The 17337-nt window shown below is 72.9% G+C and carries 10 protein-coding genes and 1 pseudogene; 10 read left to right on the top strand and 1 reads right to left on the bottom strand.

Features of this window, described 5'->3' with window-relative positions; translation table 11 throughout:
• Window positions 1–77 precede the first annotated feature (77 nt).
• The 3 genes and pseudogenes from ACZ7DE_RS16540 to ACZ7DE_RS16530 form a co-directional block, all read left to right on the top strand.
• Window positions 78–494 (top strand): annotated as a pseudogene (locus tag ACZ7DE_RS16540) (ATP-binding cassette domain-containing protein); the annotation flags it as partial.
• A 505-nt stretch (window positions 495–999) separates the two neighbouring features.
• A complete protein-coding gene (locus ACZ7DE_RS16535; protein WP_470761689.1) occupies window positions 1000–2517 on the top strand; it encodes a cellulase family glycosylhydrolase in 1518 nt (505 codons plus the stop codon).
• A gap of 174 nt (window positions 2518–2691) precedes the next feature.
• Entirely contained in the window at window positions 2692–4290 is a 1599-nt protein-coding gene (locus tag ACZ7DE_RS16530; RefSeq protein ID WP_470761687.1) for an alpha/beta hydrolase, read from the top strand.
• Window positions 4291–4366: 76 nt separating this feature from the next.
• Here the strand turns inward: ACZ7DE_RS16530 and serC are convergent, their stop codons facing one another.
• Window positions 4367–5485, bottom strand: a complete 1119-nt coding sequence (gene serC, locus ACZ7DE_RS16525) for a phosphoserine transaminase (protein WP_470761686.1) — start codon at window positions 5483–5485, stop codon at window positions 4367–4369.
• A 184-nt stretch (window positions 5486–5669) separates the two neighbouring features.
• Between serC and ACZ7DE_RS16520 the strand changes: the two genes are divergently transcribed.
• From ACZ7DE_RS16520 to ACZ7DE_RS16490, 7 genes are all read left to right on the top strand, one after another.
• A complete protein-coding gene (locus tag ACZ7DE_RS16520) occupies window positions 5670–8684 on the top strand; it encodes an FAD-binding and (Fe-S)-binding domain-containing protein (RefSeq protein WP_470761684.1) in 3015 nt (1004 codons plus the stop codon).
• Between the two features lie 206 nt (window positions 8685–8890).
• Window positions 8891–9868 (top strand): EamA family transporter, encoded by a 978-nt coding sequence (locus ACZ7DE_RS16515; RefSeq protein ID WP_470761683.1) that lies wholly within the window; start codon window positions 8891–8893, stop codon window positions 9866–9868.
• Between the two features lie 266 nt (window positions 9869–10134).
• Window positions 10135–10965, top strand: coding sequence for a TIGR03084 family metal-binding protein (locus ACZ7DE_RS16510; RefSeq protein ID WP_470761681.1), 831 nt, complete (start codon window positions 10135–10137; stop codon window positions 10963–10965).
• Window positions 10962–12650, top strand: a complete 1689-nt coding sequence (locus ACZ7DE_RS16505) for an acyclic terpene utilization AtuA family protein (RefSeq protein ID WP_470761680.1) — start codon at window positions 10962–10964, stop codon at window positions 12648–12650. The genes ACZ7DE_RS16510 and ACZ7DE_RS16505 overlap by 4 nt, the downstream gene beginning before the upstream one ends.
• Window positions 12647–14245, top strand: a complete 1599-nt coding sequence (locus ACZ7DE_RS16500) for an acyl-CoA carboxylase subunit beta (protein WP_470761678.1) — start codon at window positions 12647–12649, stop codon at window positions 14243–14245. The genes ACZ7DE_RS16505 and ACZ7DE_RS16500 overlap by 4 nt, the downstream gene beginning before the upstream one ends.
• A 5-nt stretch (window positions 14246–14250) precedes the next feature.
• Window positions 14251–16128, top strand: coding sequence for an acetyl/propionyl/methylcrotonyl-CoA carboxylase subunit alpha (locus ACZ7DE_RS16495; RefSeq protein ID WP_470761676.1), 1878 nt, complete (start codon window positions 14251–14253; stop codon window positions 16126–16128).
• Between the two features lie 61 nt (window positions 16129–16189).
• Complete coding sequence (locus ACZ7DE_RS16490) at window positions 16190–17329, top strand: acyl-CoA dehydrogenase family protein (protein ID WP_470761674.1); 1140 nt, start codon at window positions 16190–16192, stop codon at window positions 17327–17329.
• The last annotated feature ends 8 nt before the right edge of the window (window positions 17330–17337 follow it).

Here is a 17337-nt window from a genome sequence, read left to right as displayed (position 1 = left end):
AAAAAACCGAGTACGGCGTACGCGCAATCGGGTACGGTGTACCCAGTTATAAGGGGAGAGCGAGAGGGAGGGAATCGATGACCGACGGATACGCAGTGCGCGCCGAGGGGCTGGAGAAGCGCTACAGCGACAAGCGCGCCCTCGACGGGTTCGACCTGGCCGTCCGCGAGGGCACCGTGCACGGCCTGCTCGGGCCGAACGGCGCCGGCAAGACGACCGCCGTACGCATCCTGTCCACGCTGGTCCGGCTCGACGGGGGGCGCGCCACGGTCGCCGGGCTCGACGTGGCCCGGCAGCCGCGCGAGGTGCGGGCGCGGATCGGCCTCACCGGGCAGTACGCGGCCGTGGACGAGGTGCTCACCGGCCGCCAGAACCTGGAGATGTTCGGACGCCTGTTCCATCTGGGCGGACAGCGCGCCAGGCTGCGTGCAGCCGAACTGCTGGAGCGGTTCGACCTGACCGACGCCGCCGACAAGGGCGTGGGCGGCTACAGCAGCACGCGCTGCTGATGTCGGCGGTCTGGCCGGCGGCGCTGACGGCCGTCTTCCTGCCGCTGGCCGTGCGCAGGTTCCACCGGCTCGGCCGATGAACGGAGGGCCCCGGGCGGCGGACTCCCTCCGGGGCCCCGGGTGGCGGACTCCCTCCGGGGCCCCGGGTGGCGGACTCCCTCCGGGGCCCCGGGTCGTCCGGTGATCCGAGGCTCCCGGGTGGCGGAGTGCCTCCGTGTCCTGGGACGGGGTGCCTCCGGGCTTCGGGCGGCCGAGTCGCTACAGGCCTCCGGGCCGCGGAGCCCCTGCGGGGCCCTTGGCGGCGAAGCCCCTCCAGGCGCCTCTGGCGGCGCGTCCCTCCCTGCCCCCGCGCGGCAGCGTCCTTCGCGGGGGGCTTCGCCGTTGCCGGAGTTCTTGACGTGGTCATGGAGTGCCAGTTATCTGGGGGTGCGCGGTTATGGGAGCGCTCCCATAAGTTCCGGGCCCGCGCCTCCCGAGAGGAAGCAGCGAGATGTTCCGCAGCTTGCGAAGAGTGCTGTGCGCGGTCGCCGCCGCGCTCCTGATACCGCTGGGCGCCGGCGCGCAGACGGCCCACGCGGCAGACGCCGGAGCCGGGTACTGGCACACCAGCGGCCGTCAGATCCTGGACGCCGCCGGGCAGCCGGTCCGGATCGCCGGGATCAACTGGTTCGGCTTCGAGACCGCCAACTACGTCCCGCACGGCCTGTGGTCCCGTGACTACAAGAGCATGATCGACCAGATGAGGTCGCTGGGCTACAACACGCTCCGCATCCCGTACAGCGACGACATCTTCAAGAGCACGACCGTCCCCAACAGCATCGACTTCTCCGGCGGCAAGAACGCCGACCTGCAGGGTCTGAACTCGCTGCAGATCCTGGACCGGATCGTCGCGTACGCCGGTTCGGACGGTCTGAAGGTCATCCTCGACCGGCACCGCCCGGACTCCGCCGGGCAGTCGGCGCTCTGGTACACCTCCGCCGTGCCCGAGTCGACGTGGATCACCAACCTCAAGGCCCTGGCCACCCGTTACCGGGGCCAGGACGCCGTCGTCGGCATCGACCTGCACAACGAGCCGCACGATCCCGCCTGTTGGGGATGCGGGGACACGGCGACGGACTGGCGGCTGGCCGCGCAGCGCGCCGGCAACGCCGTCCTGTCCGCCAACCCCGACCTGCTGATCTTCGTGGAGGGCGTGCAGACCTTCAACGGAGTGTCCGGCTGGTGGGGCGGCAACCTGATGGGCGTCGGCCAGTACCCGGTGCAGCTGAACGTGCCGAACCGGGTCGTGTACTCCGCCCACGACTACGCCACCAGCGTCGCCCAGCAGAGCTGGTTCAGCGACCCCTCCTTCCCCGCCAACATGCCGGGGATCTGGGACAAGTACTGGGGCTACATCTTCAAGCAGAACATCGCGCCCGTGTGGGTGGGCGAGTTCGGTACGACGCTGCAGGCCACCGTCGACCAGAAGTGGCTGGCGGCGCTGGTGAGCTACCTCCGGCCGACCTCGACGTACGGCGCCGACTCCTTCCACTGGACCTTCTGGTCCTGGAACCCCAACTCCGGTGACACCGGCGGGATCCTCAAGGACGACTGGCAGACCGTGGACACCGTGAAGGACGGGTACCTGGCGAGCGTCAAGGCGCCGGGCTTCCCGGGCGGCGGAGGCGGCGGCGGTGGGGGCGGCGGTGGCGGTGGCGGCGGGAGCACGGCCGCCTGCACCGCCTCCTACACCGTCAGCAGCGACTGGGGCGGCGGCTTCAACGCCGAGGTGAAGGTGACCAACACGGGTACGGCCGCGATCAGCTCGTGGAAGGTGAGCTGGACCTGGAGCGGCTCGCAGAAGATCACGAACATGTGGAACGCCTCGTACACGCAGACCGGCGCGACGGTGACGGCCGTGAACGCCGCCCACAACGGAGCGGTCCCGGCGGGCGGTTCGGCCGGCTTCGGCTTCGGGGGCGCGCCCGGGGGCGGGGGTGCGCCGAGCGTGAGCTGCACGGCGGCGTGACAGCGGTGCCCGGTGGACCGATCACCGGGCACCCCGTCGTAAGTGGCCCGTGACTCAAAGAAGTTCAAAATCTTCGGTCGAAATGCTTCGTGGAGCCGCGCTTCTCCGGAAAGATCCGGCCAGGATCGCGAACCTTCCGGTCCTACCGAACCCCCCATGGTGTGAAGGAACTTCATGAGAAGAAGCACAGCCGTGCTGTGCGGCGCGACCGTCGTGCTGGCCGGGTCGCTCACGGCCGTCCCGGCCGAGGCCACCACGCCCCAGTCCGCGCAGGCCGCCCAGGCGCCGAAGGTGACCTGGAAGAAGTGCGCCACGGAGGACGCTCCGACCCTGCAGTGCGCGACGGTCAAGGTGCCGCTGAACTACGCCAAGCCGCAGGGCCGGAAGATAACCCTCGCCCTGTCCCGTGTCCCGCACACCGCGCGCAAGTACCAGGGCCCGCTGCTGGTCAACCCCGGCGGCCCCGGCGGCAGCGGTCTGTCCCTCGCCGATTTCGTCGCGTCCTCGCTGCCCAAGGCGGTCGCGTCCCAGTACGACGTCATCGGCTTCGACCCGCGGGGCGTGGGCCAGAGCAAGCCCGCCCTGGACTGCAAGCCCGGCCACTTCAACCCGGTCCGCCCGGATTCCGTGCCCAGCACGCACGCGATCGAGAAGGCCAACCTCGAGCGCGCCAAGTCCTTCGCCAAGGCCTGCGGCACCAAGTACGCGGACGTCCTGCCGTACATCAACACGGTCAACGCCGTGAAGGACATGGACGCGATCCGCAAGGCGCTCGGCGCCCAGAAGATCAACTACTTCGGCTACTCGTACGGCACCTACCTGGGTCAGGTCTACGCCAAGCTCTACCCGACCCGGGTGCGCCGCTTCGTGCTGGACTCGATCGTCGACCCCGGTGGGGTCTGGTACGACGCCAACATCTCGCAGGACTACGCCTTCGACGCCCGCCAGAAGGCGCTGATGGCGTGGATCGCCAAGTACGACAGCACGTACAAGCTCGGCACCGACGCGGCCAAGATCGAGGCCAAGTGGTACGCGATGCGGGCGGAACTGGCCAAGAAGCCGGCCGGCGGCAAGGTGGGCGCCTCCGAGCTGGAGGACACCTTCATCCCCGGCGGCTACTACAACGGCTACTGGCCCACCCTCGCCACGGCGTTCGCCGCCTACGTGAACGACAAGAACGCCACCCCGCTCGTCAAGGCGTACGAGGGCATCGCGGCCATCGACGCCTCCGGCGACAACGGCTACAGCGTCTACACCGCCGTGCAGTGCCGTGACGTCTCCTGGCCGCGCGACTGGAACCAGTGGCGCAAGGACAACTGGGCCGTGTACGAGAAGGCCCCGTTCATGGCCTGGAACAACGCCTGGTACAACGCGCCCTGCGCGTACTGGCCCACCAAGCCGATGAAGCCGGTGAACGTCGCCAACAGCAAGCTCCCGCCGGTGCTGCTGTTCCAGGCGACGAAGGACGCGGCCACCCCCTACCAGGGCGGCGTCGCGGTCCACCGTCTGCTCAAGCACTCCAGCCTGGTGGTCGAGCAGGGCGGCGGCAACCACGGCATCACGCTGAGCGGCAACGCCTGCCTGGACACGTACCTGGCCAAGTACCTCACCGACGGCACCGTGCCGCGCGGCAGCGGTGTGGCCGACGCGGTCTGCAAGAAGACCGCCGACCCCAAGCCGGCGGCCGCCGCGGCCTCCGCCCTGGCCGCCGGACAGCCGGCCACCGGGGCACCCGCCGACACCCTGCACGGGCTGCTCGGCTTCCGCGGCTGACCGACCTGCCGCCGAACGGACGACGTGAAGGGCGCCCGGCGATCGCCGGGCGCCCTTCACCTGCGTACGGAAGCGGTCAGAGCTTGTCGATCACGTAGTCGACGCACTTCGTGAGCGCCTCGACGTCCGCCGGGTCGATCGCCGGGAACATCGCCACGCGCAGCTGGTTGCGGCCGAGCTTGCGGTAGGGCTCGGTGTCGACGATGCCGTTGGCGCGCAGGACCTTGGCGACGGCGGCCGCGTCCACGTCGTCCGTGAAGTCGATCGTGCCGATGACCTGGGAGCGCTTGGCCGGGTCGGCGACGAACGGGTTCGCGTACTTGACGTCCTCGGCCCAGCCGTACAGCGTGCGCGCGGAGGTGGCGGTGCGGCGCACCGACCAGTCCAGGCCGCCCTGGCCGTTGATCCACTCCAGCTGCTGGTTCAGCAGGAAGAGGGTGGCGAGGGCCGGCGTGTTGTACGTCTGGTTCTTGCGGGAGTTGTCGATCGCCGTCGGCAGGCTGAAGAACTCCGGGATGTGACGGCCGGACGCGTGGATCCGCTCGGCGCGCTCGATCGCGGCCGGGGAGAACACGCCGATCCACAGACCGCCGTCGGAGGCGAAGGACTTCTGCGGGGCGAAGTAGTAGACGTCCGTCTCGGCGATGTCGACCGGGAGGCCGCCGGCGCCGGAGGTCGCGTCGACCAGGACCAGCGCGCCCTCGTCGGCGCCCTGGACCCGCTTCAGCGGGGCGGCGACGCCGGTGGAGGTCTCGTTGTGGGTGAAGGCGTAGACGTCGACGCCCGCCTCGGCCGCCGGCTCGGGGTGCGTGCCGGGCTCGGAGGAGATCACGGTGGGCTCGGCCAGCCACGGCGCGAGCTTGGCGGCCTTCGCGAACTTCGAGCTGAACTCACCGAAGGTGAGGTGCTGCGACTTGTTCTCGATCAGGCCGTGCGTCGCGATGTCCCAGAACGCGGTGGAGCCGCCGTTGCCGAGGACGACCTCGTAGCCCTCGGGGAGGGAGAACAGCTCGGAGATGCCCTCGCGCACCTGACCGACCAGGTTCTTCACCGGGGCCTGGCGGTGCGAGGTGCCGAGGAGGGACGTACCGGTGGCGGCCAGGGCGTCCAGCGCCTCCACCCGCACCTTGGAGGGGCCCGCGCCGAATCGACCGTCGGCGGGCTTGATGTCAGAAGGAATCCGGATCTCAGCCACGGAAGGGAGGTTAGCCGGTGGGGGAAACCTGGGTGAAACGAAGTCCGTCGGATGAGACGAGTGCGTGTCGGCGCAGGAGGTGCACCCGGCGGGCAGAAGCTGCGGAGGCGCACCCGGGGGCTGAACGTGCGGAGGCGCACCCGGAGGGGCTGAAGGCGCGGGCGCTTGCTGGTTTGCTGAAGCCATGACGGATCTCGAGGCCGAACTGCGCAAGGCCGTCCGGGGTGACGTCGGCTTCGACGTCACCTCCCGGGCGCTCGTGACCATGGACGCCTCCAACTACCGGCGTGTCCCGCTCGGGGTGGTCGCGCCCCGGGACGAGGACGACGTGGCGGCCGTGCTGGAGGTGTGCCGGGCGCACGGCACGCCGGTGGTGGCGCGGGGCGGCGGGACGTCGATCGCGGGACAGGCCACGGGGACGGGCGTCGTGCTGGACTTCACCCGGCACATGAACCGGCTGGTCTCGCTGGACCCGCGGACGCGCACGGCCGTCGTCCAGCCGGGGCTGGTGCTCGACCGGCTCCAGGAGGCCGCCGCCCCGCACGGGCTGCGCTTCGGGCCCGACCCCTCCACCCACAGCCGGTGCACGCTCGGCGGGATGATCGGCAACAACTCGTGCGGCTCCCACTCGGTGGCCTGGGGGACGACGGCGGACAGCGTGCGCGAGCTGGACGTCGTCACCGGGCGCGGGCGGCGGCTGCGGCTCGGCCGGGGGTGGGCGGGAGCACCGGACGGGCTGCGTGCCCTGGTGGACGGTGAGCTCGCCCGGCTGCGCACCGGCTTTCCCGAGCTGCCCCGCCGTATCTCCGGTTACGCGCTGGACGCGCTGCTGCCGGAGAACGGCGCGGACGTCGCCCGCTCCTTCTGCGGCAGCGAAGGCACCCTGGGCGTGCTGACCCAGGCCGTCGTACGGCTCGTCGAGGCGCCACGCGCGCGTGCGCTCGCGGTGCTCGGGTACGCCGACGAGGGCGCCGCCGCCGAGGCCGCGGCCGGGCTGCTGCCGTACGGGCCGCTCACGGTGGAGGGGATGGCCGCCGACCTGGTGCCCCCGGGAACGTCCGGACTGCCGCGCGGCGGGGCGTGGCTGTTCGTCGAGACGGGCGGCGAGTCGGAGGGCGAGGCACGCGCGCGTGCGCAGACGATCGTGCGCGCGGCGGACGTCGTGGACGCGCGGGTGGTCAGGGACCCGGCCGGGCAGCGGGCGCTGTGGCGCGTCCGGGAGGACGCGAGCGGGACGGCGACCCGGATGCCGGACGGCTCCGAGGCCTGGCCCGGCTGGGAGGACTGCGCGGTGCCGCCGGCCCGGCTCGGCGCGTACCTGCGCGACTTCAGGGGGCTGCTCGCGCGGCACGGTCTGCGCGGCGCCCCGTACGGGCACTTCGGGGACGGCTGCATCCACGTCCGCATCGACTTCGACCTGCTGACACCGGCCGGTATCGGCCGCTTCCGCCGCTTCTCCGAGGAACTGGCCGAACTGGTCGTCGCGCACGGCGGCTCGCTCTCCGGCGAACACGGCGACGGGCAGGCCCGCGCCGAACTGCTGCCGCGCATGTACGGGACGGAACTGGTCGCGCTGTTCGAGCGGGCGAAGGGGGTCTGGGACCCGGACGACCTGCTCAACCCGGGGATGCTGGTGCGGCCCGCGCCCCTCGACGCCGGCCTGCGTTTCTCCGTCCTGCCCCGCGAACCGGTGGACGTCGCCTTCGGATACCCGTCCGACGGCGGCGACTTCTCGGCGGCGGTGCGGCGGTGCGTGGGGGTCGCGAAGTGCCGGACGACCACGGCGGCGGGGGCGGGGGTGATGTGTCCGTCGTTCCGCGCCACGGGGCGGGAGGAGCACTCCACGCGCGGGCGTGCCCGTCTGCTGCACGAGATGCTGGCCGGCGAGCTGGTGACCGGCGGCTGGCGTTCCACCGAGGTCCGGGACGCACTCGACCTGTGCCTGTCCTGCAAGGGCTGCCGCTCCGACTGCCCGGTCGGGGTCGACATGGCCACCTACAAGGCGGAGTTCCTGCACCACCACTACGAGGGACGCCGCCGCCCGGCCGCCCACTACAGCATGGGCAGGCTGCCGACGTGGCTGCGGTGGGCGGCGCGGCTGCGGGCGGCGGCCGTGCTGAACGCACTGGCCCGCGTCCGCCCCCTGGCGGGACTGGCCAAACGCCTGGCCGGCATCACACCGGAACGCGACATCCCCCACCTGGCCCGGGAGACCTTCAGCACCTGGTGGCGTCGCCGACCCGCCTCCGACACGGGCACGGGCACGGACACGGACACGGGCACGGGCACGGGCACGGGCGCTGAGCCCGGCGACGGTGCGGGTGGCCTCGTCGTGCTGTGGCCCGACACCTTCACCGAGTTCCTCTCGCCGTCCGTGGGGCGGGCCGCCGTCCGGGTGCTGGAGGCGGCGGGCCTGCGGGTGGCGCTGCCGCCGACGCTGCGGATGCGGGGCCGCCCGGTGGGCGACGGCCGCACGAGGAGCGCTGCCGCGCTGCTGACCGCCCGCCGGGGCCGGGTCTGCTGCGGGCTGACCTACGTGTCCACCGGTCAGCTCGACCACGCGCGCACCGTGCTGCGCCGCACGCTCGACCTGATGGAGCCGGTGCTGGAGACGGCCGCGCCGGTGGTCGTCCTGGAGCCGAGCTGTGCGGCCGCCCTGCGCACCGACCTGCCCGAGCTGCTGCACGACGACCCGCGAGCGGCCCGTCTCGCCGCCCGCGTCCTCACCTTCGCGGAGGTCCTGGAGCGGCACGTCCCCGACTGGAGGCCGCCCCGGCTCGACCGTCCGGCGGTCGGCCAGACCCACTGCCACCAGCACGCGGTCCTGGGCGACGCGGCGGAGCGGCGGCTGCGCGAGGCCGCGGGTCTCACCGGCGGCCTGAGCGGCGGGTGCTGCGGCCTGGCGGGCGACTTCGGCTTCGGGAAGGGCCACTTCGAGGTGTCGGCGGCCTGCGCGGAGGAGCAGTTGCTGCCGGCCGTGCGGGACGCCCCGGCGGGGGCGGTGGTCCTGGCGGACGGGTTCTCCTGCCGCACGCAGCTCGAGCAGCTGGCGGGGGTGCGGGGCAGGCATCTGGCGGAGGTGCTGGCAGCGGGGCTGGAGGCGGGAACGGAGGCCGGGCTGCAGGCGGGAGTGGATCCCGGGCCGGATGCCGGGCTGCAGGCAGGGCTGGAGGACGAGGACGGTTCCGCGTCCGCGTAGGGGAGGCGCGGACGCGGCCGGGCTCCGGACCCGCCGGCGACGACCGTCTCCCGGGCGCCCCAGTGCCCGGGCCCGGCCCCGTACGCGACCGATGTCTCGCAGCCTGAGACAGAGGCAAAAAGGGTTCACACACCTGACGAGGTCCATTAACCTGGACCAGGCAGTACATCGTGATGAACGAACCGAACCGAACACCTGGACCGCCCGTGACCACCCCTGACGCAACAGGCGCAGCCACCACGGCCCCCGTCAGCGCCTCACCGCGACCCTCGGCCGACGCCCCCGCGGGAGGCCCGGGCCGGTTCGGCTCGCTCGGCCCGGTCGGCCTCGTGGTCGCCGGAGGGGTCTCGGTGCAGTTCGGCGGCGCGCTGGCGGTGACGCTGATGCCGAGGGCGGGCGCCCTGGGCGTGGTGTCGCTGCGGCTGCTGGTGGCCGCGGTCGTCCTGCTGGTCGTCTGCCGGCCGCGCCTGCGCGGCCACTCGCGCGCCGACTGGGGCACGGTGGTCGTCTTCGGCGTCACGCTGGCGGCGATGAACGGCCTCTTCTACCAGGCCCTGGACCGCATCCCGCTGGGCGCGGCGGTGACCCTGGAGGTCCTGGGCCCGCTCGCCCTGTCGGTCGTCGCCTCGCGCCGCGCCCTGAACCTGGTCTGGGCCGCGCTGGCGCTCGCGGGCGTCTTCCTGCTCAGCGGCGGGGGCGGCGGAGAGGGCGGCGCGGGCTTCGGCGCCCTCGATCCGGTGGGCGTCGCCTTCGCGCTGGGGGCCGGCGCCATGTGGGCGACGTACATCGTGTTCAGCGTCCGCACCGGCCGCCGTTTCCCGCAGGCGGACGGTCTGGCGCTGGCGATGGCGGTGGGTGCGCTGCTCTTCCTCCCCCTGGGGCTCGCGGAGTCGGGCACGAAGCTGGCGGACCCCGTGACGCTGGGGCTGGGCGCGGGGGTGGCCATGCTCTCCTCGGTCCTCCCCTACACCCTCGAACTGCTCGCCCTGCGACGCCTGCCCGCCTCCACCTTCGCGGTCCTGATGAGCCTGGAACCGGCCCTCGCCGCCGCCGCGGGCTTCCTCGTCCTCGACCAGGCCCTGACCACCACCCAGGCCGCCGCGATCGCCCTGGTCATCGCGGCCAGCATGGGCGCGGTCCGCACCCAGGCGGGCCGCGCGAAGACGCCGACACCGGAGGCGTGAGCCGGGCGCGGCACGCCGACGCGGGAAACCCCGAGACAGGCCGGGAGCGCTGACGCGGACACGCCGAGCGAGGCCGGGAGCGCTGACGCGGACACGCCGAGACGGGCCGGGAGCGCTGACGCGGACACGCTGTCGCGGAAACACCGAGCCAGGCGCGGGAGCGCTGACGGGAAACGCCGAGCGAGCTCCGAGCGGGGGCGCGGCCCTCGCAGAAATTCATGCAAGCATGCTTGATTGTTTATTGGGGCGCTGCCATGCTCCACCCCATGGCCGACCCGACCCCCGTGCTCGACGACCTCCGTGCCGAAAGCGACGAACTCGACCGGCTCGTGGCCGAGTTGAGGCCGGAGCAATGGACGCTCCCGACCCCCGCCACCGGTTGGACCGTCGCCCACCAGATCGCGCATCTCGCCTGGACCGACCACTCCTCCGTGCTGGCCGTGACCGACCAGGACGCCTTCGCCCGCGAGGTCGAGAAGGCGCTGGCCGCCCCCGGGGACTTCGTCGACAACGGCGCCGAGGAGGGCGCGCGCAAGCCCCCCGCACAGCTGCTCGCGGACTGGCGGACCGGGCGCGAGGCTCTGGACAAGGCGCTGCGGGAAGCGCCGGCCGGGGCGCGTTTCCCCTGGTACGGCCCGCCGATGGCCGTCGCCTCCATGGCCACCGCCCGCCTCATGGAGACCTGGGCGCACGGGCTGGACGTGGCGGACGCGCTGGGCACGGCGCCCGTGCCCACCGACCGGCTCCGGCACATCGTCCGCCTCGGCGTCCGTACCCGTGACTTCGCCTTCGGCGTGCACGGACTGCCCACGCCGTTCGAGGAGTTCCGCGTCGAACTCCGCAGCCCTTCGGGCCGGTTGTGGACGTTCGGACCCGAGGACGCCACGGACCGCGTCACCGGCCCCGCCCTCGACTTCTGCCTCCTGGTCACCCAGCGCGCCCACCGCGACGACCTCGCCCTGCGGGCCGAGGGCCCCGACGCCGACCGCTGGCTGGACGTCGCCCAGGCCTTCGCCGGCCCGCCCGGCAGCGGCCGCCCGCCGAAGGAACCGAACGAACCGAAGGAGCCGAAGGAGCCGAAAGGGCCGGCGTCGTGAGCGTGCTCCGCGTCGGGAACGCCTCCGGGTTCTACGGCGACCGCTTCGACGCCTTGCGCGAGATGCTCACCGGCGGCGAGCTCGACGTCCTCACCGGCGACTATCTCGCCGAGCTGACCATGCTCATCCTCGGGCGCGACCGGTTGAAGGACCCGGCCGCCGGGTACGCCCGCACCTTCCTGCGCCAGCTGGAGGAGTGCCTCGGCCTCGCCCACGACCGCGGCGTGCGGATCGTCACCAACGCCGGCGGTCTCAACCCCCGCGGACTCGCCGACGCCGTGCGGCGGTTGGCGGACCGGCTGGGCGTCCCCGTGCGCGTCGCGCATGTCGAGGGCGACGACCTCGGCCCCCGGTACCCGGACAGCCTCACCGCGCACGCCTACCTCGGCGGCTTCGGCATCGCCGCGTGTCTGCGCGAGGGCGCGGACGTCGTCGTCGCCGGGCGGGTCACCGACGCGGCTCTCGTGACCGGCCCCGCCGCCGCCCACTTCGGCTGGGAGACGACGCAGTACGACCGGCTCGCGGGCGCCGTCGTCGCCGGTCACGTGCTGGAGTGCGGGACGCAGGCCACCGGCGGCAACTACGCCTTCTTCGCCGAGGACGGCGGCGGCCGCGACGTCCGGCGGCCCGGCTTCCCCCTCGCGGAGATCCACGCCGACGGCGGCTGCGTGATCACCAAACACCCCGGCACCGGCGGCTTCGTCGACGTCGGCACGGTCACGGCCCAGCTGCTGTACGAGACGGCCGGCGCCCGGTACGCCGGGCCCGACGTCACCGCCCGTCTGGACTCCGTGCGGCTCGCCCAGGACGGCCCGGACCGGGTGCGGATCCACGGCGTGCGCGGCGAGGCCCCGCCCCCGACGCTCAAGGTCGGCCGCACCCGGCTCGGCGGCTTCCGCAACGAGGTCGTCTTCGTGCTCACCGGTCTCGACATCGAGGCCAAGGCCGCACTGGTGCGGGAGCAGATGGCGGACGCCTTCGCCAAGTCCCGTCCGGAGGAGGTCCGCTGGGAGCTCGTGCGCACCGACCGGCCGGACGCGGGCACCGAGGAGACCGCGAGCGCGCTGCTGCGGCTCGTCGTGCGCGACCCGCAACAGACGGTCGTGGGACGTGCGTTGAGCGGAGCCGCCATCGAACTGGCGCTGGCGAGCTACCCCGGCTTCCATGTGCTCGCCCCGCCCGGAAAGGGCTCCCCCTACGGGGTGTTCGAGGCCGCGTACGTCCCCCAGGGCGACGTCGAGCACGTCGCCGTCCTCGACGACGGCCGTCGCCTGCCCGTCCCCCCGGCCGCCGGCACCCGCGTACTCGAGCCGACGGAGCAGGAGGACCTGCCGGAGCCGCTGCCCCCGGGGCCCGTACGGCGCGCCCCCCTCGGGCTCGTCGTCGGCGCCCGCAGCGGGGACAAGGGCTCGGACGCCAACGTCGGGGTGTGGGCCCGCACGGACGAGGCCTGGCGCTGGCTCGCCCACGAGCTGACGACCGACCGGTTCCGGCAGCTCCTACCCGAGTGCCGGACGCTGACCGTCACCCGCCACGCCCTGCCCCGGCTGCGCGCCCTGAACTTCGTCGTCGAGGGCCTCCTCGGCGCCGGCGTGGCCGCCCAGCACCGCTTCGACCCGCAGGCCAAGGCGCTCGGCGAATGGCTGCGCTCCCGCTGCCTGGACATCCCGGAGGCCCTCCTTTGACGGTCATCACGTCCACCCTGGACACCCACGGCCCCGACTACCGCGCGCACCGCGAGACCATGCTGGCCAAGCTCGCCGACCTCGACGCCGAGCACGCGAAGGCGCTGGCGGGGGGAGGGGAGAAGTACGTCGCCCGGCACCGCGCACGCGGCAAGCTCCTCGCCCGCGAGCGCATCGAACTGCTCCTGGACCCCGACACGCCGTTCCTGGAACTGTCGCCGCTGGCCGCCTGGGGCAGCGACTACACGGTCGGCGCGTCCCTCGTCACCGGCATCGGCGTCGTCGAGGGCGTGGAATGTCTGATCACCGCGAACGACCCGACCGTGCGCGGCGGCGCCAGCAACCCCTGGTCCCTGAAGAAGGCCCTGCGCGCCAACGACATCGCCCTCGCCAACCGGTTGCCCTGCATCAGCCTGGTGGAGTCCGGCGGGGCCGACCTGCCCTCGCAGAAGGAGATCTTCATCCCGGGCGGGGCCGTGTTCCGCGACCTGACCCGGCTCTCCGCCGCAGGGATCCCGACCGTCGCCGTGGTCTTCGGGAACTCCACCGCGGGAGGCGCGTACATCCCCGGCATGTCCGACCACGTGATCATGGTCAAGGAGCGGGCGAAGGTGTTCCTCGGCGGGCCGCCCCTGGTGAAGATGGCCACCGGCGAGGAGAGCGACGACGAGTCGCTGGGCGGCGCGGAGATGCACGCGCGCGTGTCGGGACTCGCCGACTACTTCGCCGTCGACGAGCGGGACGCCCTGCGGCAGGCCCGGCGCGTCGTGGCCCGCCTCAACCACCGCAAGGCCCACCAGGACCCCGGTCCGGCCGTACCTCCCCGGTACGACGAGGAGGAGCTCCTGGGCATCGTCCCGGGGGACCTGCGCACTCCGTTCGACCCGCGCGAGGTGATCGCCCGGATCGTCGACGCCTCCGACTTCGACGAGTTCAAGCCCCTGTACGGAACGAGCCTGGTCACCGGCTGGGCGACGCTGCACGGCTACCCCGTGGGCATCCTGGCCAACGCCCGGGGCGTCCTGTTCGGCGAGGAGTCGCAGAAGGCCGCCCAGTTCATCCAGCTCGCCAACCAGCGCGACATCCCGCTGCTCTTCCTGCACAACACCACCGGCTACATGGTGGGGCGCGAGTACGAGCAGGGCGGCATCATCAAGCACGGCTCGATGATGATCAACGCGGTCTCCAACTCGAAGGTCCCGCACCTGTCCGTGCTCATGGGCGCGTCGTACGGCGCCGGCCACTACGGCATGTGCGGGCGCGCCTACGACCCCCGCTTCCTCTTCGCCTGGCCCAGCGCCAAGTCGGCGGTGATGGGCCCGCAGCAGCTCGCCGGGGTCCTGTCGATCGTGGCCCGGCAGTCGGCGGCCGCGAAGGGACGGCCCTACGACGAGGACGCCGACGCCGCCCTGCGCGCGATGGTGGAGCAGCAGATCGAGTCCGAGTCGCTGCCCATGTTCCTGTCGGGCCGGCTGTACGACGACGGAGTCATCGACCCGCGCGACACCCGCACCGTTCTCGGCCTGTGTCTGTCGGCCGTCCACACGGCTCCGTACGAGGGCGCCCGCGGCGGCTTCGGCGTCTTCCGGATGTGAGGCTCATGATTACTTCCGTTCTGGTGGCCAACCGCGGCGAGATCGCCTGCCGCGTCTTCCGGACCTGCCGCGAGGCGGGCATCCGCACCGTCGCCGTGCACTCGGACGCCGACGCCGACGCCCTCCACACGCGTGTGGCCGACACGGCGGTGCGGCTGCCCGGCAGCACGCCCGCGGACACCTACCTGCGCGCCGACCTCGTGGTGAAGGCCGCGGTCGCGGCGGGCGCGGACGCCGTGCACCCCGGCTACGGCTTCCTCTCCGAGAACGCCGGCTTCGCGCGCGCCGTCCTGGACGCGGGGCTCGTCTGGATCGGGCCGCCGCCCGAGGCGATCGGGGCGATGGCCTCCAAGACGCGCGCGAAGCAGCTCATGGGCCTCGCGCCCCTGGCCCCGCACGAGGTGACGGAGGCCGATCTGCCGGTGCTGGTGAAGGCGGCCGCGGGCGGCGGCGGGCGCGGGATGCGCGTCGTGCGCCGCCTGGAGGAGCTGGGCGCCGCGCTGGACGGCGCCCGGGCCGAGGCCGCGAGCGCCTTCGGCGACGGCGAGGTGTTCGTCGAGCCGTACGTCGAGAACGGCCGCCATGTCGAGGTGCAGATCCTCGCCGACGCGCACGGCACGGTGTGGGCGCTGGGCACCCGGGACTGCTCCCTCCAGCGGCGGCACCAGAAGGTCGTCGAGGAGGCGCCCGCGCCCGGACTGCCGGACGAGGTCGCGCAGCAGCTGCGCACGCTGGCCGTGCGCGCCGCGCACGCCGTGGACTACGTCGGCGCCGGCACCGTGGAGTTCCTCGTCGCCGACGGCCGGGCGCACTTCCTGGAGATGAACACCCGCCTCCAGGTCGAACACCCCGTCACGGAGGCCGTCTTCGGCCTCGACCTGGTGGCCGAGCAGATCCGGATCGCGGAGGGCGCGGCACTGGCCCCGCAGCCGCCGTCCGCGCGCGGTCATGCGGTCGAGGCCCGCCTCTACGCCGAGGACCCCGCGACCGGCTGGACCCCGCAGACCGGCATCCTGCACCGCCTGACCGTCCCGGACGGCGTCCGCCTGGACACCGGTTACGCCGACGGCGACGAGATCGGCGTCCACTACGACCCCATGCTCGCCAAGGTCGTCGCCCACGCCCCCACGCGCGCGGAGGCGATCCGCAAGCTCGCGGGGGCGCTGGAACGCGCGGTCCTGCACGGCCCGGTCACCAACCGCGACCTGCTGGTCCGCTCCCTGCGCCACGACGAGTTCACGTCCGCCCGCATGGACACCGGCTTCTACGACCGCCACCTCGCCGAGCTGACCACCGCGGTCCGCGACCCGTACGCCCCGCTGGCCGCGGCGCTCGCCGAGGCCGGCGGCCCCTCGCGCTCCCGTTTCGGCGGCTGGCGCAACCTGCCGTCCCAGCCGCAGACGAAGCGGTACGCGGTCGCGGGCGAGGAGACCGAGGTCCACTACCGCCACACCCGCACCGGCCTGACGGCCGAGGGCGTCCAGGTCGTGCACGCGGACCCGGCGTCGGTCGTCCTGGAGATCGACGGCGTACGGCGCCGCTTCGAGATCGCCCGCCACGGCGACCAGGTCCACGTCGACGGCGCCGTCCTCACCGCGCTGCCCCGCTTCCCCGACCCGCAGGCCCAGCACGCGCCGGGCTCCCTGCTGGCCCCGATGCCGGGAACGGTCGTCAAGCTCGCGGACGGCCTCATCACCGGAACGGGTGTCCGGGCCGGTGAACCGCTGCTCTGGCTCGAAGCGATGAAGATGCAACACGTCATCGCGGCCCCGGCGGAGGGCACGGTGACGGCCCTGCACGTGACGCAGGGGCAGCAGGTGGAGGTCGGAACGCTCTTGGCAGTGGTGGAGAGCAGCCGGCCTCAAGGGGCGCGGGACGCATGAGCACGCGGCCCCGCCGAGCGAGCGCGACCAGCCACACGAGCCCGCAGACGAAGGAGCCACAGTGACCACCCTCATCGAATCCGACGAGCACAAGGCACTCCGAGCAGCGGTGTCGGCCTTCGCGAAGAGCCACGCTCACGACTCCGGGAGCAGCGCCCTCTGGCAGGCCGCCGCCAAGCTCGGCTACATCGGCGTCAACCTCCCGGAGGCCTACGGAGGGGGCGGCGGCGGCATCACCGAACTCTCCCTGATCCTCGAGGAGCTGGGCGCCGCGGGAAACCCGCTCCTCATGATGATCGTCTCCCCGGCGATCTGCGGCACGGTGATCGCCCGCTTCGGCACGGACGCCCAGAAGCAGGAGTGGCTGCCCGCGCTGGCCGACGGCAGCCGCCTCATGGCGTTCGGCATCACCGAGCCCGACGCCGGTTCCAACAGCCACCGCATCGCCACCACCGCCCGCCGCGACAGCGCGAGCGGGGACTGGCTGCTGACCGGCCGCAAGGTCTTCGTCTCCGGCGTCGACATCGCCGACGCCACCCTGATCGTCGGCCGCACGGAGGACGCACGCACGGGCCGCCTCAAGCCCTGCCTGTTCATCGTCCCGAGGGACGCTCCCGGCTTCGGCCGCCGCCGCATCGACATGGAACTCAACAGCGTGGAGAAGCAGTTCGAGCTGGTCCTGGACGACGTCCGGCTCCCCGCCGAAGCGCTCGTCGGCGACGAGGACGCGGGCCTGCTGCAACTGTTCGCCGGCCTCAACCCCGAGCGCGTCATGACGGCCGCGTTCGCGATCGGCATGGGCCGCCACGCGCTCGCCCGGGCGGTCGAGTACGCGCGCGACCGCACCGTCTGGAACACCCCCATCGGCGCCCACCAGGCCATCGCGCACCCCCTTGCCCAGGCCCACATCGAACTCGAACTGGCCCGCCTGATGATGCAGAAGGCGGCCCGCCTGTACGACGCGGGGGACGACGTCGGCGCGGGCGAGGCCGCCAACATGGCCAAGTACGCGGCCGGGGAGGCCTGTGTGAAGGCGGTCGACCAGGCGGTGCACACCCTCGGCGGCAACGGCCTCACCCGTGAGTTCGGGCTCGCCAGGCTGATAACGGCCTCGCGGGTGGCTCGCATTGCTCCGGTGAGCCGGGAGATGATTCTCAACTACGTCTCCCACCAGACCCTGGGCCTGCCCAAGTCGTACTGAACCGTCCG

The organism is Streptomyces sp. NPDC037083 (assembly GCF_055606485.1).
The sequence above is the reverse complement of the archived record's forward strand: the minus strand, read 5'-3'. Positions and strand labels throughout refer to the sequence as shown.

Coding starts and splice junctions, on each gene's coding strand:
- ACZ7DE_RS16510 (WP_470761681.1), top strand. CDS start 10,135: ATGGCCGACCCGACCCCCGTGCTCGACGACCTCCGTGCCGAAAGCGAC.
- ACZ7DE_RS16535 (WP_470761689.1), top strand. CDS start 1,000: ATGTTCCGCAGCTTGCGAAGAGTGCTGTGCGCGGTCGCCGCCGCGCTC.
- ACZ7DE_RS16530 (WP_470761687.1), top strand. CDS start 2,692: ATGAGAAGAAGCACAGCCGTGCTGTGCGGCGCGACCGTCGTGCTGGCC.
- ACZ7DE_RS16520 (WP_470761684.1), top strand. CDS start 5,670: ATGACGGATCTCGAGGCCGAACTGCGCAAGGCCGTCCGGGGTGACGTC.
- ACZ7DE_RS16495 (WP_470761676.1), top strand. CDS start 14,251: ATGATTACTTCCGTTCTGGTGGCCAACCGCGGCGAGATCGCCTGCCGC.